This is a genomic window from Arachidicoccus ginsenosidivorans, assembly GCF_007971385.1.
GTDB classification, from domain to species: domain Bacteria; phylum Bacteroidota; class Bacteroidia; order Chitinophagales; family Chitinophagaceae; genus Arachidicoccus; species Arachidicoccus ginsenosidivorans.
The window spans coordinates 552783-577560 of record NZ_CP042434.1; the positions used below are offsets into that span (position 1 = coordinate 552783).

At 38.8% G+C, this 24778-nt stretch carries 23 protein-coding genes; 14 read left to right on the forward strand and 9 right to left on the reverse strand.

The genetic code is table 11. The annotated features are described in order from the left end of the window. Window positions 1-9 precede the first annotated feature (9 nt). Complete coding sequence (locus tag FSB73_RS02160) at window positions 10-414, forward strand: hypothetical protein (RefSeq protein WP_225974391.1); 405 nt, start codon at window positions 10-12, stop codon at window positions 412-414. A 279-nt stretch (window positions 415-693) separates the two neighbouring features. Here the strand turns inward: FSB73_RS02160 and FSB73_RS02165 are convergent, their stop codons facing one another. From FSB73_RS02165 to FSB73_RS02180, 4 genes are all read right to left on the reverse strand, one after another. Beyond that, window positions 694-2070 (reverse strand): DEAD/DEAH box helicase, encoded by a 1377-nt coding sequence (locus tag FSB73_RS02165; RefSeq protein ID WP_146779934.1) that lies wholly within the window; start codon window positions 2068-2070, stop codon window positions 694-696. A gap of 14 nt (window positions 2071-2084) precedes the next feature. After that, window positions 2085-4220 carry an SNF2 helicase-associated domain-containing protein gene (locus FSB73_RS02170; RefSeq protein WP_146779935.1) on the reverse strand — a complete coding sequence of 712 codons (2136 nt, stop codon included), beginning with the start codon at window positions 4218-4220 and terminating at the stop codon, window positions 2085-2087. A 649-nt stretch (window positions 4221-4869) separates the two neighbouring features. Further along, window positions 4870-6372: a family 43 glycosylhydrolase gene (locus FSB73_RS02175; RefSeq protein ID WP_146779936.1), complete on the reverse strand. Its 1503-nt coding sequence runs from the start codon at window positions 6370-6372 to the stop codon at window positions 4870-4872. A gap of 38 nt (window positions 6373-6410) precedes the next feature. After that, window positions 6411-7850, reverse strand: a complete 1440-nt coding sequence (locus tag FSB73_RS02180; RefSeq protein WP_146779937.1) for an arabinose isomerase — start codon at window positions 7848-7850, stop codon at window positions 6411-6413. A gap of 251 nt (window positions 7851-8101) precedes the next feature. Here FSB73_RS02180 and FSB73_RS02185 point away from each other — a divergent pair, with 251 nt between their 5' ends. The 4 genes from FSB73_RS02185 (at window position 8102) to FSB73_RS02200 (ending at window position 12485) form a co-directional block, all read left to right on the forward strand. Beyond that, window positions 8102-8701: an AraC family ligand binding domain-containing protein gene (locus FSB73_RS02185; RefSeq protein ID WP_146779938.1), complete on the forward strand. Its 600-nt coding sequence runs from the start codon at window positions 8102-8104 to the stop codon at window positions 8699-8701. Beyond that, complete coding sequence (locus FSB73_RS02190; RefSeq protein ID WP_146779939.1) at window positions 8701-9009, forward strand: helix-turn-helix domain-containing protein; 309 nt, start codon at window positions 8701-8703, stop codon at window positions 9007-9009. Before FSB73_RS02185 ends, FSB73_RS02190 begins: the two co-directional genes overlap by 1 nt. Before the next feature lie 229 nt (window positions 9010-9238). Beyond that, window positions 9239-11662: a TonB-dependent receptor gene (locus FSB73_RS02195; RefSeq protein WP_146779940.1), complete on the forward strand. Its 2424-nt coding sequence runs from the start codon at window positions 9239-9241 to the stop codon at window positions 11660-11662. Window positions 11663-11696: 34 nt separating this feature from the next. Next, window positions 11697-12485, forward strand: a complete 789-nt coding sequence (locus tag FSB73_RS02200) for a hypothetical protein (protein WP_146779941.1) — start codon at window positions 11697-11699, stop codon at window positions 12483-12485. Between the two features lie 246 nt (window positions 12486-12731). On the opposite strand, the gene FSB73_RS27365 is transcribed toward FSB73_RS02200, so the two are convergent. Genes FSB73_RS27365 through FSB73_RS02210 form a run of 3 tightly spaced genes read right to left on the reverse strand, consistent with a single transcriptional unit; the run spans window position 12732 to window position 14368 of the window. After that, window positions 12732-12956, reverse strand: coding sequence for a prolipoprotein diacylglyceryl transferase family protein (locus FSB73_RS27365; RefSeq protein ID WP_394344819.1), 225 nt, complete (start codon window positions 12954-12956; stop codon window positions 12732-12734). Continuing rightward, on the reverse strand, window positions 12899-13555 hold the full coding sequence (locus FSB73_RS02205) for a prolipoprotein diacylglyceryl transferase (RefSeq protein WP_262712460.1): 657 nt from the start codon (window positions 13553-13555) through the stop codon (window positions 12899-12901). The genes FSB73_RS27365 and FSB73_RS02205 overlap by 58 nt, the downstream gene beginning before the upstream one ends. Before the next feature lie 18 nt (window positions 13556-13573). Then, window positions 13574-14368: a HoxN/HupN/NixA family nickel/cobalt transporter gene (locus FSB73_RS02210; protein ID WP_146779942.1), complete on the reverse strand. Its 795-nt coding sequence runs from the start codon at window positions 14366-14368 to the stop codon at window positions 13574-13576. 336 nt (window positions 14369-14704) lie between these two features. Here FSB73_RS02210 and FSB73_RS23770 point away from each other — a divergent pair, with 336 nt between their 5' ends. The 9 genes from FSB73_RS23770 (at window position 14705) to FSB73_RS02260 (ending at window position 22992) form a co-directional block, all read left to right on the forward strand. Then, window positions 14705-15205, forward strand: coding sequence for a DUF2249 domain-containing protein (locus FSB73_RS23770; RefSeq protein WP_225974392.1), 501 nt, complete (start codon window positions 14705-14707; stop codon window positions 15203-15205). A 22-nt stretch (window positions 15206-15227) separates the two neighbouring features. Beyond that, window positions 15228-16064: a DUF2249 domain-containing protein gene (locus tag FSB73_RS02225; RefSeq protein ID WP_146779943.1), complete on the forward strand. Its 837-nt coding sequence runs from the start codon at window positions 15228-15230 to the stop codon at window positions 16062-16064. A gap of 181 nt (window positions 16065-16245) precedes the next feature. Further along, window positions 16246-17259, forward strand: coding sequence for a cytochrome C oxidase subunit I (locus tag FSB73_RS02230; RefSeq protein ID WP_225974393.1), 1014 nt, complete (start codon window positions 16246-16248; stop codon window positions 17257-17259). Window positions 17260-17350: 91 nt separating this feature from the next. After that, window positions 17351-17674, forward strand: a complete 324-nt coding sequence (locus tag FSB73_RS02235) for a metal-sulfur cluster assembly factor (protein ID WP_146779944.1) — start codon at window positions 17351-17353, stop codon at window positions 17672-17674. Between the two features lie 24 nt (window positions 17675-17698). Further along, window positions 17699-18130 (forward strand): RrF2 family transcriptional regulator, encoded by a 432-nt coding sequence (locus tag FSB73_RS02240; protein WP_146779945.1) that lies wholly within the window; start codon window positions 17699-17701, stop codon window positions 18128-18130. A 42-nt stretch (window positions 18131-18172) separates the two neighbouring features. Further along, window positions 18173-18934, forward strand: coding sequence for a DUF2249 domain-containing protein (locus tag FSB73_RS02245; RefSeq protein WP_146779946.1), 762 nt, complete (start codon window positions 18173-18175; stop codon window positions 18932-18934). Window positions 18935-18944: 10 nt separating this feature from the next. After that, window positions 18945-19457 (forward strand): hemerythrin domain-containing protein, encoded by a 513-nt coding sequence (locus FSB73_RS02250; RefSeq protein ID WP_146779947.1) that lies wholly within the window; start codon window positions 18945-18947, stop codon window positions 19455-19457. A gap of 225 nt (window positions 19458-19682) precedes the next feature. Then, the gene (locus FSB73_RS02255; RefSeq protein WP_146779948.1) at window positions 19683-20945 is read left to right on the forward strand and encodes a DUF4185 domain-containing protein; all 1263 of its coding nucleotides are present in this window, start codon (window positions 19683-19685) and stop codon (window positions 20943-20945) included. Between the two features lie 187 nt (window positions 20946-21132). Continuing rightward, a complete protein-coding gene (locus FSB73_RS02260) occupies window positions 21133-22992 on the forward strand; it encodes a TonB-dependent receptor plug domain-containing protein (RefSeq protein ID WP_158639376.1) in 1860 nt (619 codons plus the stop codon). 24 nt (window positions 22993-23016) lie between these two features. Here the strand turns inward: FSB73_RS02260 and FSB73_RS02265 are convergent, their stop codons facing one another. Together FSB73_RS02265 and FSB73_RS02270 are read right to left on the reverse strand one after the other, a co-directional pair. Further along, window positions 23017-23655 carry an HXXEE domain-containing protein gene (locus tag FSB73_RS02265; protein WP_146779950.1) on the reverse strand — a complete coding sequence of 213 codons (639 nt, stop codon included), beginning with the start codon at window positions 23653-23655 and terminating at the stop codon, window positions 23017-23019. Window positions 23656-23897: 242 nt separating this feature from the next. Continuing rightward, the gene (locus FSB73_RS02270) at window positions 23898-24356 is read right to left on the reverse strand and encodes a SufE family protein (RefSeq protein ID WP_146779951.1); all 459 of its coding nucleotides are present in this window, start codon (window positions 24354-24356) and stop codon (window positions 23898-23900) included. Window positions 24357-24778 lie beyond the last annotated feature (422 nt).

The window sequence follows — 24778 nt, forward strand, 5'->3', positions numbered from 1 at the left end:
TGAATATTTGTGCATATGAAAAGTCTGGATAAAGTAAAAGAACACCTAAAACCTGGAGAGGTTTATCACAGAGCTGACCTCAGGAAGTGGTCCACTTCTATTGACCGCCATATGCAGGAATTGGTGAAAGAAGGAACGATAGAAAAGCTATTTAGAGGTATATATTATGTCCCTTCACAAAGCGTATTTGGAAAAGTTCCAGCAGATGAACAGAAGCTGGTAAAAGCTTTTTTAAAAGATCACCGTTTTGTCATCGTGTCATTCAACGATTACAACGCCCTGGGAGTAGGAACCACTCAACTTTATAAGGAACGCAGGGTTTATAATCACAGCCGACAAGGTGATTTTAAATTAGGCAATCGCACTTTCCGGTTTATTAGGAAGCCTTATGTTCCGAGTAAGGTGACCAAATAGTTATTGTTGGTTGATCTGGTCAATAATTTAAAATCTTTGGCAGAAGATCAGACCTTGTTAACAGAAAATATAGCAAAACGTTCTGGCGAGATGAATTCCCATCAGCTAAAACAACTTGCTCGTGATTTTGGAACTGTCAACACTAGAAAACTATTTGATTCATTGACAAGCTAACAACCTGATCCTTATTTATTTACGCGACCACAAACGCATTCAAGAACTTACTCGCATTATTAAGGAGGAAAAGGACATTTCCATAAGTCTTAGAGATATCACGTATTAATCCAGCCGAAAAATCTCTTTAAGTTCTTTATTGCTGAGATTGCCTATCCAACTTTCTCCTGAACTGACGGTCAGATCTGCCAGCTTCTTTTTGGATTGTATCATCGCATCAATTTTTTCCTCAAATGTATTTTTAGTTATAAACCGATGTACAAATACATTCCTCTGCTGTCCAATACGGAAAGCTCTATCTGTTGCCTGGGCCTCCACGGCCGGATTCCACCATAAGTCAAAATGAATAACGTGGTTCGCCGCAGTGAGGTTCAATCCTGTACCAGCTGCCTTAAGAGACAAAATAAAAACCTTATCCGCTGGATTTTGCTGAAAGGCATCCGTCATTTCTTTGCGTTGTTTAATTGAGCAACCTCCATGGTAGAATAATGGCTTTTCTTTATAACGCTCTTCAATAAAATATTGCAATAAAAGCCCCATTTCCTTGAACTGCGTGAAAATGAGCACTTTTTCTCCGGTTTCTGCTATTGTATCTAATTTCTCAAACAGTAAATCCATTTTGCCGCTAAGCTGACTGTTCAAGATTTTATTTTTTAAAAACTGCGTCGGATGATTGCAAATTTGTTTTAATGCCAGGATGAGCTGCAAGACCAGGCCTTTTCTTGCAAATAATGATTTTTTGTCTTTGGGATCCATGGCTTCTATCGACTTCATTGCCTCTTTTAGCGTTGATTCATAGAGACTGGCCTGAGACTCAGTCAAATTCGCATAACTATTGATCTCTACCTTATCGGGGAGATCACTGATGATTTTCTTGTCGGTTTTAAGCCGGCGCATCATAAAAGGCGCAATCACTTTTTTGAGTTTAGCCGCAACATCTTCATCATTTAAGGACTCAATGGGCTTACCATAGTTCTCCTGAAAAGCATTTAAATCCCCTAACAAGTTTCTGTTACTATAGTCCATGATTGACCAGAGTTCGCTGAGTCTGTTTTCCACCGGTGTGCCACTCATGGCAATAAAATTTTTGGCCTCAATACTTTTAATGGCTTTAGATTGCCGCGTATACTGGTTTTTAATATTCTGTGCTTCATCTATAATGAGAGAATGCCAGGGGAGTTTCTTTAGTTTGGCACTATCTGATCTGGCAATACCATAAGAGGTCAATAAAATATCAAAATCCTTTGCAATTTTGCGTTGGTTGCCATGAAAAACCTGCACTTTCAAACTGGGCGCAAACCGCTCAATTTCTGCAGACCAGTTGGTCAGCAGACCTGTTGGCGCTACAATCAATGCCTTTTCCTTATCAAGGCTTCCTTCTTGTTTAAACTTCAGTAAAGTAGTAATGACTTGCAAAGTCTTCCCGAGTCCCATATCATCAGCAATGACAGAACCAAAGCCAATCTTGGCATTATGATACATCCAGTTATACCCTCTTAACTGATAAGGGCGAAGTGTTGCCTTAAGCCCTTAGGCGGACTTATGGTTGCTACTTTGGTCAATTTTTCAATTATCTTGGCTGCATCCAAAGAGATGGCAATATCGGCACCTTCATAATCTTCACTTAAGGCTGCTCTTAGCACATCCATTGGTTGGATTACCTTTCTATCACTAAAATGCTGATGCAATTTTTGTAGATCCTCCTTGCTGACATATAGGTATTGTGACTTGTATTTAATCAGGCGGTCCGATTGGGTCAAAAGCTTTCTAAATTCCGCTTCACTTATCACTTGATCTCCGATAGCCACTTGCCAATCAAATGCGAGCATTTCATGCAATTTGAGCATGCCATTTCCTTTCGTGGCAGAAATCTTCATGGAGGCTTTTGGCCTCAGGATGTTTTGCAAGGATTTAGGAAGCAGGACATCTATATCCATGAGTTGAATGACTGGCACCATATTAAATAGAAATGTTGCAAAAGCGTCTTGATGCAAAACTATTGGAGATTTTGCCTTATTATAAATATATTGCCCTAAATTAGGCAGCGCCTCCTCCAATTGCAAAACCGCTTGCAATATTTCAAGTCTAGTTTTGTCATATTTAGCTTGTTGCAGTATCGCAGCCAAAGTCACAAAGCGTTTGGAGGACGAGCTATCAATCCCCACCTCAATGTCTAGGTTAAAAGCATCTTTATTGGTTTCTTTAACCAGAATCCTAGGTTTATATTTTGCGGCCCCCAGATGATAACGTTGCAACCACGTTTGTATAGCTCCACTGATTCCCTCCTCACTTATCTGATTAAAAGCCATAGACGCTCCCTGAAAAAACAGGCGTAAAAAGCTATCTGGTTCCTGCCTCTGACTCACCTCTTCAATCCAATGACTAATTAAAAGGGAAAGAAATTGCACGGCTTCATCATTGAAGGTTGCAATAGTTGCCGATTTCTTTTTATCCACAAATTGCAAGTAGCCTGCTGGGTAAAACTGTGCAAAACGATCCATCAAAAGCCGCACCTCACTACTGATTAATGCAGGTAGCCACCTGATCTTGGTATCTCCCTTTTTTGTCAGAAATACCTGCGGAATTATGGCACCCTTAGCCAATAAATGCAAAGCGAACTGCAGCCCATGAAATAGCACCGCAATAGATTGCTGATAATCAGGTAGATGAACAGCTGGTATACTTAAAATAGTTTCAGCTGTCTGCTCAAATGAGACAGGTAAATCATCCAGCAGAAATTCACCACAAAAAGCCTCATCTATTAAGACCAGCACATGACTATGACGGCTAAACGGCTGCAGTTCCTTCCCTTCCTGCCTTGATTGCCGGTCTTGGTCAATGATTTTATTTGCCTGCAATATAACTCTGTGGAGTGCCTGGCTGTATTTGGGCAAAAAATCTTTGGTGCCACTATAGAATACTGGGGCTGGTTTTAATAGAGCAACAAGTGGTGCTTCGATATCTTTGAGGTCACCATATGCTAATTTAAGTGTAACAGAAGGGACCTGCTTGTTTTTCCCCTGAACTTTATTACCACTTTTATTGCTGCTTTTATTGCTGTTTTGAAGTAGCAGCAATTCATCCAGCATTGGAACACGCTGATTTTCCATTACCGTCCCTGTTCCTTCACCTTGGAAAGCTTCCAACAACTTCACCTGTCGAAGTTCAAATACAACGAAGGGATCAAGATCAATTTGTTCACTAATCTTATAAATTACCGCAGCCAGGTGCTTACAAGGGACTGCAGAATCTGGACAACTACAATGCATTGACAGATCTTTCCAGGACTCAGGAAAGATCTGCAAACCTTCATCCTTGGCGAGTTCCAGGATTTGAGGGTCCAGTTGCCGGTTTAATAATTTGGAAACCAATGAGGGGTGTTCTTTTAATGACTGCAGGAAGCGCTCCAATTTGGAAGGGGCAAAAGGCGGCAGTGTGATGGAGATCTTGTAAGGCTTATAACTACTCCCCTGGACCTCAGCCTGGATAGCGCCACCGGCAATAGTAATTGATTTCACAGAGCCATTTCTGGCATATCTACTGCCCCTGGGCAGTCGGTTACTATAATCGATCTGACTTAACGCGTTTAACCAAGATTCCCCCCACCATGTTTTTCCAAAAAATTTGCTCATCGCCGCCTATAATTGAAGCTTTAGTACCTTAAAAATTGGGCATAAAAGTACAATTAATGTTTTGAATCGCCCTAAGCGACGTCGTAACACTAAAAACAAATTTAAGATCAGTCGCTTAGATGGTGTTTAACCAGTTACTCAACATAGGTTTTACTATCTGCACCTCCCGGTTTCCCCCTCTTCTTTAGGCATGTGGCATTTCAAAGGTTCAAAAAGCAAAGGGCCGCTAGTCTTGAGCTGGGTTTAATATTCTTTAAAATGACCATTCAGCTTACATGATTCGATTAGGCTCCCTATCTGTTTTTCTTGGCTGAATTCCCAACCTTCGAATTCTTTTTTAACCGCTCAATTTGTTTCAATGCCTCTTCATAAGTGGTCGGCGGTTGCCTTTTAAGGATTTCTCGCCCTCTGAGTGAATTTTCTTCAAATGACAATTTTAAATTTTTCTCTTTCACCATCGACATGCATTTGTACAAAGTTATGAAAAAGTAAAAATAAGTAACCATTTCGTACGTAATTGATTACCAGAATCTAAAAAACATTAAAATAATCTCGTGGAATGCATTTTACGAGATTTCACTATTTACCGTTCGCCTACTACACGTAATTCAGTGTTATTCATAAAACGGGCTATTATCGCTTTTACCCTTCAGTTTTCAAGATCCACTGTATATTTTAAAATCCTTCCAGAATCTAAAACATAAGTGCTCCCACGGTCCTTGCTAATATACGCCCTGTTATTACCATAATTAGGTGATTGGCCAAAGACGCCGCCATAGCGACCTGATAAAGGTGTAGATTCGGACCTTAGTATAAAAGCAAGTCGTTCATTTTTCTTAACATCGAGGCCAGGATAAATCTTTAACTGATTGGGTGACCATCCGATACTACTTGAGGCGACTTTTTTGGAAAATAGCGGTAGCCCAATCGGGTAATCTTTAGCGTTTATCTTAAAAACTTCAAAAACTAATTCACCATCCGGATAACCACTTCTGAATATCGTCATCGATACTTCTTTTAGATTTCCAGACATGGGCGACTGCCATACTTGCAAATACCGGGTATTACCTGTAATATCCCCTTTTGCGGTGAACTGAACACTGTCAATGACATTATCTGCAAGTTTAATCACTCCCCCCTTCATTACTTTATTTGAGCAATCAATCGCTTGAATCTTGCCATTAGCATTAAATTCAAGAGGTGTCCAAAAATAGTTGGCCAATGCTTCATTTTTTGCCCCATTATTCCAAAGGTCACTACCATACACATATATCGTTTTAGCATTATACTTTATAACAGAGACAAAGGAAGGCTGACCTCCACAAGAGTTATTGGTAATCTTAACTGGCTGCGACCAAGGGCCCAAAGGTGAAGATGCCGTTTTATATGATGTTCCTGTACCGCCGCAATAGCCACAGTTTGGATCAGAATAAAGAATATAGTATCTACCTTCACGCTTGAACATTGCAGGTGCCTCAGTTGCTCCATTTGTGACAGAATCCACATATTGCCCAGTTCCTGTTAAATAATCATCACTCAGTTTTTCTATAACAATAGCACCCTTTTTACGCCAATCGGTATAGGCTAAATAAGCTGTGCCGTCATCATCTACAAAAAGGTCATGATCCCCATTATTTAATCCTGCCGTGGGCATATCGCTATTTACAGCCAAATGAGGTTCCTTTACCTCCTTAAAAGGACCTGTAGGCTTGGAAGCTGTAAATACACGATACCCCACACGATTATCGTAGACATTTACCCACAATACATAACGTTTCGTTTTTTTATTAAAGATAACATGAGGCCGAAAGCAACCATAAGTCTTACCGTTACACCGGCACTGCCACTGCTTGGTTTGGGCATCAAACAGGTAACCCTTGTAATCCCAAGTTTTTAAATCTTTTGATGCGTAGACTTTAAACCCGCAAAACGGCGCATCCTTATTCCCCCATTCAAAACCACAGTCATAACTTGTCCCATATAAATAATAGGTACCATTAAAGTAAGTAATTTCTCCATCATGCGCATCAATGGCATCTCCAGTTGTGCTAAGACGAACAATTGGCTGCCCCTCTTTATTAAAATTAACAAACTGAGACAAGGCTGCATTAATACAAAGGGAGGAGAGGAAAATAAAAAGCGTTTTTTTCATAAATGATTATTTTTTTGGTCCTTAAAGTAAAATAAAAATTATTCAATAAAGGATCGACAAACTATTATCACCTCCATATCTAATAGTGCTCCCAGTTTCTTAAGTTTATCAGAAATATGCCCGATACCTACAGCACAATGATGCGCAGGGCCATGACTGTTCCATGACTCTAAAAAACGCTTTGCACCGATAGAAAACTTATAACGACTATTGGTATTCCCTATTTTCAAAATTTTACCAGCAACTGATGTTCCCTCTGCTACAAGTAGCGCAAGTGTTCCATCTGCCTGTTCTATCACTGATAACATGGTCACGGGGCCGTGTTTTACCACCATTTCAACAGAAAGCCCCTTTCCTACTTTGCCATGATACACCTGTAAAGGCTTTACTTTAGGTTTTCCATCAGCAATCAGAATATGTCCAGGTCCGTCATGCCCCATAAGTATTACATCATCCTGGTAATCCATAGCATAATACTCAGTAAATGATCCTCCAATACCAAAGCTATCAAGAATTTTCATTGCCTGCGCATTTTTTATATCATATTCGCCCGCCACCGGGATATTATTAGCGGTCAGTAGTGAGTTTCCTAAGATTACAGATGCAAAAGTATCTTCATTATTTGAATCTGAGCCTTTGCAATAATATGCAATAGCTCCCAATTTATATTTCCTGACCAGCTTTTCAAGCGCAGCAGAGGTTTTGGCAGCCCGAGTAAGCTCAGACTTCAAACAATCTAGTTCAATATCAAAATGCGTTTCAAATAACAACTCCTGTCGATTGATTTCAGTTTGTGTTACAGAATTCCTGATAGAGGTTAGTTCATCCGGTTCAATTAATTCTATATGACCTCCAAAATACTTATACTGCCTTGTCAAGTCTGTATAAATGTCCAGCATTCCATTATAATAATTACCAATGCAACCAAGCCTGTTATAGAACATAACGTTTTTAACTTTCGCCGCATCAATCCATTCTGATACTTCCTGCCACACCAAAGGATCGTCTTCTAACAGGCCGGTAACCTGATGATATCTGATGCCAATACGTTTAAACACATTAATTAGCTCAGGCACAGGGCAGGCAGAACTATATGCTAGCCATTCACCCGTCATCCGGGTTCTGTCCTGCATCGCATTAAAGGTATCATAATCTATTGCCTTTTCAGGGGAAAGGTTTAATAGAATAACCGGGGCTTGGGCTGCCTGAACAGCAGGAAGTACTGTAGAGGAAAGCGCGTATGTTGAAATGTATAAAAACACAAGATCCACCTCATTTCTTCTAAAAAGACTCCCCGCCTCAAAAGATTTGTCTACCGTATCAATCAGTCCTGCATTAATAACCTGAGGGTGCAATGCTTTAATTTTTCCTTCAACCACACCTAGATAACCTTCAAGCCTGGACTTTAATCCATCAAACTGGTTCCAATAAGTCTTTAGACCAATGGCGAATAACCCTAATTTTAATTTGCTTTGCATAACGTTTGACCTTATAAAATTAATACCTTGGATAATTCAATTACCTATATTACAACCCATTACCAACACACCACCTGACAAGATTCTACCGAATCCGGCACGAAAACACGTTAACTTATATACGATATTAGCGGTTTACTGCGACAATAAAATCTGATTTTTGATTGAATTTGTATAAAATTTGATCTTTTCTGAAGTTGCATGATTTTAAATGCTATACCTTTAATCTATCTCGAATTAAAGGATTTCCTATGCACAACAAATATTTCAATGGCGTCAAATACCTTACTATCAATGATAATGATCTCAAATGGGGTCTGACAACTACCACCGTTGGTTTCCAATCGATAAAACCAAGCCAGGACTATCCAACAAAGGAGCACCCTTCCCCCTATTACTTCTACCCTGATTATGGAAGAATCCTACAGGAATTTCAACTTATATATGTGACTAAAGGCAAAGGATCATTTAAATCTGCCCAATCAGACGCCACTGCCATTGAAGAAGGTTCAATTATTTTTCTTTTTCCAGATGAATGGCATACCTATCGTCCTTCTGCCAAAGAAGGCTGGGACGCCTATTGGATAGGCTTCAAAGGATTAATAGCTGGAAATTTATTGGACAAACAGTTTCTTCAAAAAAGGGCTCCTATCCAAAATATTGGTCACAATGAGCAAATGGTCAATTTATTTCAGCAAGCACTTGACATTGCGAGCCGTGAACAGACGAGTTTCCAACCATTACTCTCTGGAATTACGATGCATTTGTTAGGACTTATTCATTACACCGTAAAAATGATGCTGTTAAGGACAAGGAAATCATCCATAAAATTAATAAGGCGCGCTTGCTAATGCAGGAATATCCTTTTGGAGATAACCGACTGGAATCAATTGCCGCTGCACTAAATATGAGCTACTCGTGGTTTAGAAAATTATTCAAGCAATATACCGGTATTACACCGGCTCAGTACCAGATGAACATCAAGGTGGAAAAAGCCAAAAATATGCTGATAGCCACCTCTATGCCTATTAAAGAAATCGCATTCACGCTTGCATTTGAATCAACAAATTATTTTTCCATTTTTTTTAAAAACAAAACAGGAAAAACCCCACTTAGCTTCAGAAACTTAAATCGTCGCCAGCTTAATCAAACCTTTTAACCTAAATCCCTTTTCGGTCATTGATTGGATAAATTGCGCTATAGTTTATCTACCAAAATTGGGCGCATTTAGGAACGCACAATAAAACAATATTTTATAGAAAAGACCAATTGGATGTCCTGGAAATAAAGGCAACAATTTTAAGAAATATTTTTGAAACAATGTTGCATTTATTACCCTACATTTGCCAAATGCAACAACATTGCATTTATTTAAGTATTCAATTTATATGGCAAAAATTAAAGGCTTTACCCTGCTGTGCACGATCATTCTCTCTAGTGTGTTATTCGTTTACGGGCAAAAAAGTCATTATGTACTTTCATTACTTATTAAAGATCAACAAAATGGGCAAGTCCTCCCCGGTACTACCATTAAAATAGGTGCATTTGAGCTGTTAGCAGACGATAAGGGAATAGTCACTTATACTCAGTCCACTTTTAGGAGCTTTCACGCTTTAATTACGCATACAGGATATGATCCACTGAATATTCATTTTTTTCCAAAGCAGTCCATGGAAAAAGATACGCTTTATTTATCCGCCGCTGACAGCCAACTGCAGCAAGTAACGATTAGGGGCTATAGTATGAAAAGTGGCGTGAATGCACTTGCACCTGCCACGACACTTACCGCCAGCGATCTGGATAAAACCAGGGGAGCAAACCTTGCCAAAATCCTAGAGGCAATTCCTGGGTTAAATATTCTCCAAACCGGTAATACAATTGGTAAACCGGTAATTGATGGATTATATGGCAACCGCGTTCTGGTCATCAATAATGGGGTAAAACTGGAAGGCCAACAATGGGGTGTTGAACACGCACCAGAGATTGACCCGTCCCTTGCACAACAAATTACCGTGGTTAAAGGTGCAGACGGTGTAAGATATGGGGCGGAAGCATTGGGGGGCGCCATATTACTAGACCCGCCTCCTCTTCCCTTTTATGATTCGGCATTACATGGAGAAATTGCCCTTAACGGTGTTTCCAACGGAAGGGGCGGTTCGGGTTCTGCTATGTTAAGTAGTAGTTTCAGAAGATTGCCAGCATTAGCATGGCGACTACAAGGCTCTTACAATAAGTTGGGCAATTTTAGGGCGAAGGATTATTTTTTGGAAAATACAGGTATGGAGCAAAAAAACTTTTCCGGTGCCTTGGGATATCAAGGAGCACACTTCGGCGGTCAGTTTTTTTTCAGCCAGTACCAGACAAGTCTGGGCATATTTATCGGTTCCGATATTGGTAGCGTGGCTGATTTATATGCCCGCATCCATGCCACAGGCCCCTTTGAAAAAGGGGAATTTAGCTATGACTATCGCGCCCCCTATCAAAAGGTAAAACATCAGCTATTGAAGGGCGATTTCTATTACAATACAGTATCTGGCAGTCGTTTTGAGATAAAATATAACCTGCAAAAGGATTTCCGCAGTGAATATGACAAACGACGATCAACAAGAGCAACTATTCCTATTACGGATTTACATTTAACAACAAACACCCTCGAGGGGAGTTGGCAAAAAGTTTTTGCGGGCAAATGGCACAGTACCGCTGGTATCAGCTTCAGGGCACAAAGTAATTACAATGACACCATTACACTAGCCAATCCTGTTATTCCAAATTATAGTGCTAATTCCGTGGGCCTATTTGGTATTGAACGACTTTCCTTGAACAAAAAAGTAGAATTAGAAGCCGGCATGCGCTTTGATTATCAGGCATTCAACGCTGCCGGCAAACGATATCTCTATTTATATTATGATAAGGACGGCAATATTGTGCCTAACGCAGAAGTACCTTTTCGCCATGACACCTTAAGGCTTCACGGAGGATATCATGATTATGGCGGTGATCGTAAATTCAAAAGCTTCTCGTTTATAACTGGTGCATTATGGCGCCCTAATACATATTGGCAGGTAAGATCCAATCTGGGGCTTGCCTGGCGCGCACCGAATCCAGAGGAGTTATATAGCTTTGGATTGCACCAAAGCGTTAGTTCGATTGAGTATGGCGACAGCACACTAAAAAGTGAACAGGGGTATAAATGGATAACGACTATTTCAAAATCTGGCTCCAGATTTGATTTAAACACCAATATTTACTTTCAGTATATCCGTAATTATATCTATCTCAATCCAACTGATTCATTTGAACAAACCGTTACGGGGTCTTATCCGGTTTTTCGTTATTTACAGACCAATGCACTTTTAAGGGGAATTGACTTAAATGCCAAATATCGTTTTGGCAACAACGGCAAATTATTTGAATATGAGCTTAAGGCATCGCTACTCAGGGCAAATAATCTAACAAAAGATACTTATCTGCCTTTCATCCCCGCAGATCGATATACCAATAGCTTACAATGGAATCTGCCCCAGCTTGCAAAAATGACCCAAAATTACCTTTCGGTAAATTATCTATATGTTACCAGGCAAAAACGTTATACCCCTAACAGTGATTTTATAGCACCACCGTCACCCTATGGACTTTGGGGAATAATAGCAGGAACCAACCTTTCATTCAATGGCGGCACTCACACCTTAGCCTTGAATATTACAGTCGATAATCTATTTAATATCGCCTATAGAGATTATATGAACAGGTTCCGCTATTATACGGAAGACATAGGCCGCAATATCCAATTACATGCAATATTTAGATTTTAAAGCAATTTATCCATTAATGACTAAAAGTAAAAAAATGAAAACAAAAGCAACAACAACAAGTGTATTGTCAGCCACAACAATCTTATCAGGATTACTACTATTTAGTGCTTGTTCCAAAACGCCGCCTACAAACGGCCAAAGAGTCGCCCCTCAGGAGTTCATCTCTTCCACACAACTGTCCATCACTCCAGGGCATGCCAGTGGCACGGGCATCAATACCGATTTTACAGCAGATGGAGACCCACAGGTTTTATACGTAGATGGTGCAACAGGCCAATACTTTACCATCAAAGATGGGGACACGACCAAAGCTGAAACCCCTACTGTGACCATGAAATCTGATCATGACTACCGATTCCAGATTGAATTCCGTGGTGAGGATGGCCTGTCAAGCAACGATGAGTATACAGAAGAAGGCAATGAGGATGAAGGTGCTAATATTCATCAATTCTTCTTTGTCCCTGTCGCCACCGGCTCTGTAAAACCAATCGATCAAGTAAATGATGACGGCGATCCGCTCCTGGGATATGTAAATTTACAGGGATTGGAAGATCATGGCGGTTTGGATTATCAATATGCAGATAAAAGCCAGGACGGCACCAAAAACCTAATGATTGGCCTAAACGGTTATTTTTCCGTTGTAAAGGCAGGTCAAACATTTGATTTGGTGGTAGATTTGCGCCATGGCATCCAAAACAAGTTTGAAAATAACTATCCTTGGTATGATGCCGATTTCTCTAAAGCCAGTAATGACGTAAATGCCCCCTATGGCGCCACAGATTTTGCCACCCTATTCCACCTGCATATCCAAACGGTGAATTAATAGAAATTAAACGACTATTTAACGGAAAGCATAAAGCCTGACGTCAGGTTTTATGCTTTTTTAATATGCTGTATTCAAGTTATCCATCAAAGCGCCCCAAAAACTTAAAAGCCACAAGATTCATTTATAATAGCGAATGGTAATGCCACATTTTACTTAAGCGCTCCTAGTTTCCAAAAATGATCATTAATTAAAGCGGTTACTAACCGGCAAAGAGGGTTAGTAACCAACTTCAAAATACAATCCTCAATTAGTCCATGCAGCATTTTTACTTATTTTCCATTGCAGGTATACGCCCAATAATATGAATGGAATACTAAGCAATTGCCCCATATTTAGCGGCATGGAATGCTCAAAAAGCTCCTGATTTTGCTTCCAGAATTCGATGATAAAGCGCACACCAAAGACCGTAATTAGGAATATAGAAAAAAGATACGCTTTTTTAATCCCCCTATTTTTTTGTACAACCAACTTAATACCAAAAAGATTAATAAATATGCAAAAGCCTCATAGAGTTGTGCGGGATGTCTAGGCAATGCATCAACTCTTTTAAAAATAAATGCCCATGGCACGTTTGTAGGCGTTCCTATAATTTCCGAATTACACAGATTGCCCACACGAATAAAAAACCCAGCCAAGGCAACGACAATGGCCATCCGGTCCAGTAACCAAAATAAGTTAACTTTATACTTTCTACAATAAAGCAGTATCGCAAGCAGTATTCCAATTGCACCTCCATGGCTGGCCAGACCTTGATAGCCCGTAAAAACAATATTACCACCCGGTCTAATTTGCAGTGGCAAAAAGATTTCCACTATGTGGTGCTCATAATATCCCCACTCGTAAAATAGGCAGTGCCCAAGCCTGGCGCCCGCCAGCGTTCCTATGCCAACATATAAAACCAATTTATTTAACCCTTTTTGGTCAACCCCTTCTTTGGTATAAATTCTTTGCAAAATCCAAATGCCACAAATAAACCCAAATGCAAAAAGAACAGAATAATACCTTAATGCAAAACCATGAATCTTAAAGATTTCTGGCGAAAGATTCCAAATTATAAAATTAAACATATAAAGATTTTATCGAAATTATTTGGCAGGTGAAATATCCACAGGAAGCGTTCTATATATTTTTATATAGGATATGGCCACTGATAGTACCAAAAGTAGGCCTAACCATAAATTAAGCATTTCGGAAAGTTCATAGGCAGGATTAATTATGCTTAGCATTTTTTGCACGCCAATACTTAAGGAGAAGATTACAATTACCCAACTGAGCAGCCGTCTTTGCCTTAATACTTTTTCATTCATAAAAGAACGTTGAATCGTTTTGGCCAGTAACCTACTATCAATAGTATCTGTAATAATCATCCCAATAGTAAAAATAGCCCCAATTACCAATGCACTAAAAATACTGCCTTTGCTGGCCGCAGAGTACCCCCAGGCGGCCGCATCCGATAAGGTGTCAAAAATCATAATCATACTAACACCGATTAGTATAGTAGTTAAGGAATTGCCCTTTTTGTTGCTGCCTTTATAAAGCTTAATACAACAGTGAACATGGGGTTTATTTAACAAAAGTGTTCTCAGGTTCAAAAAAGCAATCATAAAAAGGAGTCCTACTGGAAACCATTCCAGCCAATGGAATGCATAATGACCAGAAAGCAGCGCTTCCACCCCCTGATTAGTAAGCGTAATGAAAAGGATAATCACCATGCCATGGCCCAGCGCAAATAGCGTCCCTAGCCAGGGTACGATACGATGTTTACCATTTCTACTCAAATGCATCCCCAAACCGTCAATGACCGCTATATGGTCAGCAGCTAATCCATGCCTTAGCCCAAATAAGAAAACCAACAAAATACCATATATATCCAATTCCATCTTTTATCATTTTCAGCAAAGCTAAGGATTTTATTGCAACACTGTTGCATTTATGTACAATTCACAGACACATTACTGTATGCTAATACAGTGACAGTATACATTCCACCCCAAATCAAGGTTCAAATAAATAAAGTAAATGCTGCTACTGCACACACTTCATTCTAAGCCACTTATAAACATTATTTTAATCGGTTGTTCCTCCTCTGCTCCTAGCATTAATATAAATTTTTTAGCCACTTTCTTGCATTAAACGTATACAAGTACTTTAATACTTTTTTAAAGAAATCACCTACCTTTGTCTCATTATTAAAAATTCAATAAAAACTTCAACACATGCAAACAACTGATGAGAACATCATTAATGTTCAGGAGATTGAACCCAGATTAAGGCATCAAACGATATTCAATGTATTTAACACCTTAATGGAAGGCGAACATTTGCTTATTCATAACAATCACGATCCCAAGCCAGTATATTATCAATTGCTGGAATTAAGGGGCAACATTTTCTCCTGGGAATATTTACAACAAGGACCTGAGTGGTGGGATATCAAAGTTACCAGAACCGTCCCGATAATCCCCACAGAAAAGCAAGAGGAGATTATACTGAATATACCAAAGGTGGAACCTCAGCAAAAACATGCATTAATATTCAAGGTATTTGAAACCCAACAACCAGGAGCAAGCTTTATTATCCATAATAATCATGATCCCAAACCTGTTTTCTATCAATTGCAAGCGTTGCATGGAGACACATTTAGCTGGGATTATCTGCAGCAAGGGCCCCAGTGGTGGGATATACGTGTAAGTAAAAACTTGGAATCAAGTAAATAACACAAAAAAATTCATAATTATTATGCTGATCAATGAACGGACTAAAATAGCAGCACTTTTAAAGCACCATCCAGATGCATTGGAGGCCATTGTGCCACTCAGTCCAGACTTTAAAAAACTCCGCAACCCGGTCATGAGAAAATTAATGGCAGGCAGGACAACCATCGCCATGGCCTCCAAAATTGGAGGATGTACCCCAGAGGATTTTTATAAGGCATTGGTACCACTAGGTTTTGAGGTCGATCAGACTACTTTAGCCACCAAAAATCAAGGCCACCAAAAAAATAAGTCCATACCCGAATATTTACATAACATACCACAAGATAAACTCATTAATTTTGATGTACGTGCCATGTTGGATACAGGCAACGACCCCTTAAAATCCATCCAACAAAAAGTAAAATCCTTAAATCCGGGTGAAGTGCTGGTCATCATTAATAACTTTGAACCTGTTCCTTTAATAAAATTATTAGAAAAGCAAGGATTTCAGACATATGTTGATTTTATTGACCAGGACACCATTAAAACCTATTTTTATAAAACAACGAAGCAGGATGAAAAAACAGCACCAACCAATGTAGGTGATGAAAATCTGTCGACATCAGAGGATTGGGATACGCTTGTAAAAAAATATGAGGGAAATATGGTCAATATAGATGTCCGTCATCTGGAAATGCCGATGCCAATGATGACAATTTTAGAAAACCTGGAAACCATGCCTACAGACAAAGCGCTCTATGTCCAGCACAAAAGAATCCCAGTTTTCCTTTTAACAGAGTTAAAAGATCGACAATTTGATTACCGGATTAAGGAAGTACAGGAGGGGGAAGTCTACCTATTGATATTTAAAAATATATAAGTACCTTATAATGACGCCTATTATCGGAGGATTACAAAAAACCACAAATTATAGAGTGGTATTGCCCTTTTATATTTATGCATCCTTAGGCTTACTCTTGGGTACTACCCTTTTATTGTTTAGCACCAAAGACCTATTTGTACATTATTTCAATCCCCATATACTAGCCCTTACCCATTCTATGGCACTAGCCTGGGGTACCATGCTCATCTTTGGTGCCTCCCATCAATTATTGCCCGTTCTAGTGGAGGGAAAGCTAAATAGTGATAAATTAGCCTACCTCACCTTTGGATTGATGGCTATAGGTATTCCTTTTTTAATTTATGGATTTTATGTATTTAATGTTGGTGCACCACTTAAAATAGGTGCAACTATGATTAATTTAGGCGTTCTTTGTTACCTTCTCAATGTCATAAGCACGGCTTTTAAAAATAACCAGAAAAACATCCACGCCTGGTTTGCTATCACAGCTACCATATGGTTGTTAACAACAACGTTTCTGGGGCTGTTACTGGTATTTAATTTTCAAACACCACTTCTGACAAATAATTCAGTTTATTATTTAGCTGTCCATGCACATCTCGGCATTATTGGATGGTTCTTATTAATGGTGATTGGCCTTGGCTCAAGATTGATACCCATGTTTTTAATCTCAAAATACACAAATAACAAGATACTTTGGTTGATTTTTGCGCTATTGAACTTTGCATTAATCAGCTTTTTAGGCTTTTATCTTTCAGGCGCCCCAACTTACTTATATTATATACCAAACGTAATGGGTGTTGCTGCTATATTATTATTTGGCAGACATTGTTACAAGGCCTATAAAATCAGAATAAGGAAAAATGTAGATCAGCAAGTAACAACATCTTTAATTTCTATCGTGCTTATGCTTATACCATTTATCATACTTATAGTAACAATCGGCGCAATACCAAAAGCCTATATCAATAGAATGGTTATGTTATATGGTTTCACTATATTTTTTGGTTGGATCACTGCAATAATTCTAGGCATGACCTTCAAAACGATGCCTTTTATTATCTGGAACAAAGTATACCACAGCAAAGCACACAAAGGCAGAACGCCAGCTCCAAAAGAGATTTTCAATAACAAAGTCTACAAAATCATGCAATTGTGTTACCTAGGGGATTTGCCATCATTATCATTGGCATCATACTACTCAATCAAATAATTTTACAGACGGGTGCAATATTCTTATTTGTTTCAGCCATATTATACGTTTACAACATGATGATTACAACCAACCATAAATCAAAATAATTATGAATATCAAGACAAATAATAACGAAAAATGTGATTATGCCTTACAAGATTTATATAATGTAATAGACCCGGAAATCGGCCTAAACATCGTGGATCTAGGTCTTCTATATGAAATGTATTTTGATGAAGATGCAAAAAAACTAGAATGCATCATGACGTTAACCACCCAATTTTGCCCTATGGGTGAAGCTATCACATCAGATACACACAATTCTCTTGAGCAATCATTCCCAGATTGGGACATTATCATCAACCTTATTTTTGAACCAGCATGGAATATGAATATGATTTCTATGACCGGTCGTGAATATTTAGGTCAATAAGGGTAGTACAATAAAATTAAACATATGCTGAGTCTTACTTGTAAAACCGCCATCAAAGCGGTTATTTATCTGTCAAAAAAAAGCGAAAACGGTGAAAAAGCAAATATAAAGGAGATTTCCAGCGAAATCAACGCCAGTGAACATACTGTCGGCAAAATATTGCAGCTATTAGCCCGAAACAAAATAATTAATAGTCTAAAAGGACCTGCAGGTGGGTTTTATCTAAATCCAGCACAACAGCAACAACCCATTATAAAAATTGTCGAGGCAGTCGAAGGCATTGAGGTGTTTAAAGAATGTGGCCTTGGTTTGAGCCAGTGTTCCTCCGCGCACCCATGCCCTATTCATAGTGAATATAAGGTTGCAAGGGAATTAATGGAGAAGATATTTAGGGAAAGAAAAATACAAAATCTTTGTAATTCTGTCCAGGAGGGTTCGGCATACCTGATTGGTTAGACCGAATTCCATAATAAACATTTTAAGATTAAATTTTAAACAATGAGTATAGAAAAAAACATAAATGGAGAACTAGATGTACGGGTACTGATACCCATTGAACGCCATAAATTACTGATCAATCTTTTTAAAGAACTGCCATTAAATGATGACTTTGTCTTTATTAATGACCATGATCCCCTACCCCTATTCTATGAGCTTCGTTCCATCTACGGCGACGTTGTAGGTTGGGACTATCTTAACCGTGGCGGTAGAGAATGGAAGGTAAAGGTAAAACGGCTCGAAGAATCAAAAGAAGTAGAATTTGAAGGCATCTCTACGCTATTAGATCTTAATATTGCTGAAAAGTCCAAATGGAATCAAATTGTGTTTCACCGTTATGGAATGATGGAAGCAAATACAACAATGGAATTAATCGCTTCAGAAGATCCGGTAGATATACACGGTATTTTTATCAGAAAATTTGAGGGCAAACACAAATGGATTTATAAAAAGAAAAACGAACATGAATTTGTTATTCATATAACCAAACTGGATAATAGTGGATTAGGGGATGATGGATTCTCCGTGGTCAATGAATTTGATTTACGGCCATTTCCACCAACTGAAAGGCATGAAATGTTTTACAAGGCATTTGCAGATATTGGACCCGGAGAAGCTTTTGAATTCACCAATGATCATGACCCAAAACCCCTTTATTACCAAATGGAAGCAGAAAGCAAAGAGCCATTCAGATGGGAATATCTGGAAAAGGGACCCGAAGACTGGAAAGTCAGGGTGATCAAAGTTAAAAATAAAAAATAACAACCACCCCATGAAAAGGCAACAGGAGAGGTCACTCCGTGATTTTTTTACCAGTGATCACAGAAGAATTGAAACGATCTTTGAGCAGGCCACAAAAGATAGGTATAATGTGATTTTAGAAAAATACCACGAATTTAGGATTGGACTATTGACACATATTAAAATGGAGGAAAAAATCCTCTTTGTGGCGGCTCAAAAAGCCAACGGCGGTATACCACTTCCTTTACAGGCTAAACTGCGATTGGACCATGGAGCCCTCACCTCCCTGTTAGTTTGCTTTCCTACTGCGCAAGTAATTAATGCAATTGCACAAATCATGCACCAGCACGACAAACTTGAAGAAGAGGAAGGTGGCATGTACGAAGCATGCGAAAATTTAACCTTGCACGAGACGCAAAAAATACTGAATGATCTAAAAAATGTAACGCCTGTCCCGGTCCATCCATTCAATTTGGCTGTTTATGCCCTGGACGCAGCCAAAAGATCCATCAAAAGGGCCGGGTTCGACATGGATATTTCTTAATTTTAGCAACCTTCATTTGGTTTTGCTGTAAAAAAGTGATCAAATTATTTTCTCTAAATAAATCAACTCAATTACTAACAGCGTGCTAATCGTTCACCACACAGTGTAAAACCTGCTAGACCCAACGTTTTTAAAAAGCAGCTTTGGACCCAGTTAGGGGCCTCAAATCGCGGTCGATCCAGATTTGATCCGTAAATTGCATTATTGTATAAAAAATCAATAATCATGATAGTCAAGCAAAAAGGATTAAAAGCGTCAAAGCAATACATTACTTATGTTTTACTCGCAATCATCGCCTTAAATAGTACTACTGTTTTCGCTCAGCAAGAGAATTTATCTAAAGCACATTCAACATCAAAATATAGCATTCAAAAATCTGACAGGTGGACAAAATTATTCAAACGTCAGATGGGCTGGACCGGCGGCGACGGAATCTATTCCATACAGTTACCTGCAGGATTTCAAAATCCTATGGTCAGAAAAGGTGAAAAAAATATTCTATTCCTGTTTAGTGATTCCATTATAGATACCCTCGTTAACGGCAATCAAACAGGCAATGGATTTACCATGGTTCATAATGCAGTGGCAATATTAAATGGCGTCAGCCCAGATAGCCCACAAATACATTTTCATTGGCAAAAAAGAGCCACAGGTCATCCAGGATCTGTATTTATGCCAACCGACCAGCAAAAACTAAACGCATCTTCAGATGACTCCATATATTACTGGCTGGGAGATGGCATTGCCTTAGATAATAAAACTCAGCAAAGTAAAGACGATCCCGCGCTAGCTATCTTTGCCTATAAAATGATCAACACCAGTTCAGAACCTTTTGGCTTTAAAGATATTGCTAATGATCTATTGCTAACTGATCCTCAATTTAATATTATAAAAACAATCGAGTTACCTGTTATTGCCGAGGGAAATTTCGGTGCTGGAATTTACCAGGAAAATAATTACCTTAAAACCAAAAATAAGCCCAGCATAGCCGAAGAACCCTTTATTTATATCTATGGTGTACGCGGCATACATAAGGGCTTAATCGTTGCCCGCACAACAAAAATGAATTTAACAAAACCAAAAACCTGGGAATATTATACGGGACAAAATTGGGAAAAAGACATCCATCAATTGAAGGACATTACAGCACATGTATCAAATGAATTAAGTGTGACTAAAACCCCTGATGGCCGTTATGCGCTCATCTATCAGTTAGACGGGATTCAACCATATATTGGTATGAAGCTATCACCTACACCTTATGGCCCTTTTAGCAAAATGGACACACTTTGGCATTGTACAGAACCAACGGCTGGCAATAAATTATTAGTGTATAACGCAAAGGCACATCCAAGTATATCTCCATCCGGCAAACTTCTCATCAGTTACAACGTCAACTCACTTGATTTTTTAAATAAATTAAGTAAAGAACCTACTTTTTATAGACCAAGATTTTTATTGCTTACCTGGCAAAAAACAACCCATTAATTATCATCTACCAAAGTTTAAACATCGAAAAAAGTATCGATTGTATTTTATTTTAATTAGCCCAAATGTGTTTTAATTCATAATGACACATTACATTTGCTGCGCACTAACAGCATGACTCAATGCTGCTTTTATTTAACTTAAATCATTGTATCGGATCACTGGGCAATAGATGCAAGTATTAATTATGAAAAAAATATTTCTTACGATAGGCGTACTCGCCTCCTTTTTCTCATTTGCGCAACAAAAAAAAGATCAAAGCAATCAACTCGATGATGTAATTATACAAGGAAATCGCATCCAGACACCATTTAGCCAGGCAACTCGCGATATCCAAATCGTTACACAGCAAGAGATTGAGCAAATGCCTGTCAGATCACTTAATGAAGTATTGTCATACATAAGTGGTGTAGATATACGCCAAAGAGGCCCCTTTGGAGCGCAGGCGGACATTTCTATTGATGGCGGTACATCTGAACAAACACTTGTACTTTTAAATGGAGTCAAATTAATCGATGCGCAATCCGCGCACAATATGATGAACATTCCCATTCCCTTAAGCGCTATTGATCACATTGAAATTCTAAGGGGTGCCGCTGCCAGAATTTATGGCATCAATGCACTTACAGGAGCCATTAACATTGTCACTAAAACATTAGATCACCCTTCCTTAAATATTGATGTCCATAGCGGAAGTTCTTTTAAAAACAAAGACGAAGGGGATGGATCAGGTATTTACTGGGGTGGTGGTGCAGCATTAACCGGAACCTTTGGTAATAAAAAGGTTAACCATTTGCTTGCTGCCTCACAAAATAATTATAACGGCCAAAGATATAATTCAGCCTCGAAAGCCAGTAAGATATTCTATGATGGCAATTACAACATCAATGATAATAACAGCATCCAAGCAATGGCCGGATATGCCAGAAGTCATTATGGCGCCAACGGTTTTTATGCAGCACCTGGTGATGTAAATTCTGCAGAAATCGTTAAATCCTCTGTCTTTAGTTTATCCTCCAGACATAAATTTGGCAAGTTTATACTGGCTCCAAGAATCAGTGATCGATATGGTGATGACGATTACAGATATTTTAAAGATGATTTAAGTACGGCCAGGTCCAGACATTATACGAATGCCTTAATGCTTGAACTCAATAGTAGCCTGGAAACAGCCATTGGCACCATCGGCATTGGCTGGGAATCCAGATTTGAGAAAATCAGTAGTTCCAATATCGGCAAACACAAAAGAGAAAACCATGGCGCTTATGCGGAACTAAAGTCCTCAATAGGCAGGAAACTGGAAGGCTCAGTGGGCCTATATGCCAATTATAACACCGATTACAATTGGCAGCTTTATCCCGGTTTGGATCTTGCTTATCTAATAGATACCCATTGGAAAATCTCAGCCAGCGCCGGCTCAGGCGAGCGTGTTCCTTCTTTTACGGATCTATATTTAGATCAACGACCGGGGAATATAGGCAATCCGGATATTCAGCCTGAAAGTGCCTGGAACTATGAAGGTAATATCCAGTACAATAAAAAGAATTTTAAATTCCAGGCCGGTTATTTTTACAGAACAATCAGTGATTTCATTGACTGGGTAAGAGAAAATGAAAGTGAACCTTACGCACCCATTAATTTTGGCAAAAATAAGATTCAGGGCATTTATGGAAGAATACAACAGTCATTTGACCTTGGTCACAAACAAAAATTTGGCTATCACCTGAGCTATAACTACCTCAACCCAATTATTGACAGGTCAAGTGATTTGCAGTCAAAATACGCACTCGAGTCCCTGAAGCATCAGTTTATTGCTGGTATTAATTATGGCATAGGACAGTTCTCCTGCCAGCTAGAAAATCGACTCTTAAAACGTGAACTGGCAGATGGCTATGACGTCGCTGATTTTAGGGCAAATTATCAAATCAACAAAATCACCCTCTACAGTTCAATCAATAATATTTTCGATGCCCAGTATACAGAAGCAGGCGCAGTCCCCATGCCAACCAGATGGTTTGCACTTGGGGCCAAGTTCAAGCTCCAATAATATACAAAATACAGCAACTTAAAATCAAGCCTTACCCACCCTATCTTTAGCGAGCAATTGCCGCTGGCTAAAGATATAGTGGGTATTTTTATCTGCTAACCAGCTGATCAATTTAAAAATTCCAACTATATTTAACAAAATACCGAGTGGGATACCAATTAAATAATCACTAAATGAAGCCATATGCCGGGCTACAACCAGGTTATAATAGCCATAAACACAAGGAACAAAAAAAATAAGGCTGCTGACCATTCCCGCATTAAACCAGGTTTTGCCCTTTATATTAAAGACAAACATATGGGCAATAATATTACCCAGGGACACCAGCATCGTCGCCATTCCCAGCCACATTGCATGCTTGCCGATGATCGCTGCTGTAATATAGGTCGCCCAACCTATGATTACGTTTATAATAAAAGCAGTATTGGTATTTAGAGGATAACGATCCGGTAGCTGGCTATTAAACATAATATGGTTGACCATACCCGGGAAGGTACCTACCAGTCGATATTCTTCCACCTGATGGAAAAACAAGGATATTAAGCTAAGCCACATTAACAACTGATAATGGGATAAATATCTAAGGAATGTCAAAACCATTATCAGTGTAAGCATACCTAAAATGCCCCCGATATCGTACCAGTGACGACGTAAAAAATTCATGTCAAATATTTTATAATAAGATAGGTGCGTCTTATTGGTTGGCCATATTCTGGGATGAAGTTACTTATACCCCAAAATACCGGAAGGCAATATGCACAAAAACACATTACCTTCCCATAAAGATAAAAAAGTTTGACAATAGTCATTCAATCCCCCATAAATTAATGCCAATCAATCAGCCCAAGCAAAGCAATCATTCACAATCCTACTTTCAAATCGTTAGAAGCCTAAATTACGTTTTACTACACTGCATCTGCCATATGATCTCTGCTTATTTCCAGGACCTGCAATTTTGCAGTGAGTAATTTAATCTTTTGAATAATCGCTTGCAGATCATCGAGCCAATCCTGATTTAGTCTTTCGTACATATTGATTTCATTTAAGAAATACAAATGTGTATTAATAATATCGCGGGGAGTATTGCCAGAAAAAACACGTAGCAACAACCCAACCAAGCCCTTACTAATCGCATTATCGCTTTCTGCTGTAAAGTACACCCTGTTATCCATCAAACTTGCTTTAATCCAGATATTACTTCTGGCACCCTTTACAAGATGCTCCTTATCTAATTGCGCTTTAGCAATAGGCGCTAGTTCATTGCCAATCTGAATAAGTTTTCTAAAATAAGGGAATCGATGTGCCCTATCAGAAAACTGTTCAAACTCTTCAATGATCTTATCTTGAATGTTATCAATTTTCATACTGCTTTCGTTAAATAGTGTAAAAATAAAAATGAGGATTACAAATTTAATGTTTTCTGGTTAAAAGGAGGTTTAAATTATATGCGGTTGTGGATAAATTGGGACTTGCAAAATTTCATAAAAACTGCATTGGCAAGCGATAATATATAACATTCTAAAAATAGATTGAATTAAATATTTACATGAAAATAATATGAACCGCTGAACAAAACTGCATATAGCTTAATAAATGTAGTCCTTATTCATCAGGATATTTACCCCGCATCTCCCCCGTCTTCCAAAACCATAAAAATCATAACTAATTAATTTACAGATATCTACAACCACCTGTAGACGAATGGTAGACGCAAACAGGAGGCTATGTAGTTCATTAGTAGCACCTTTTAATTTGGTTGACCGTAATGTGTGGCTGATATTTGTTC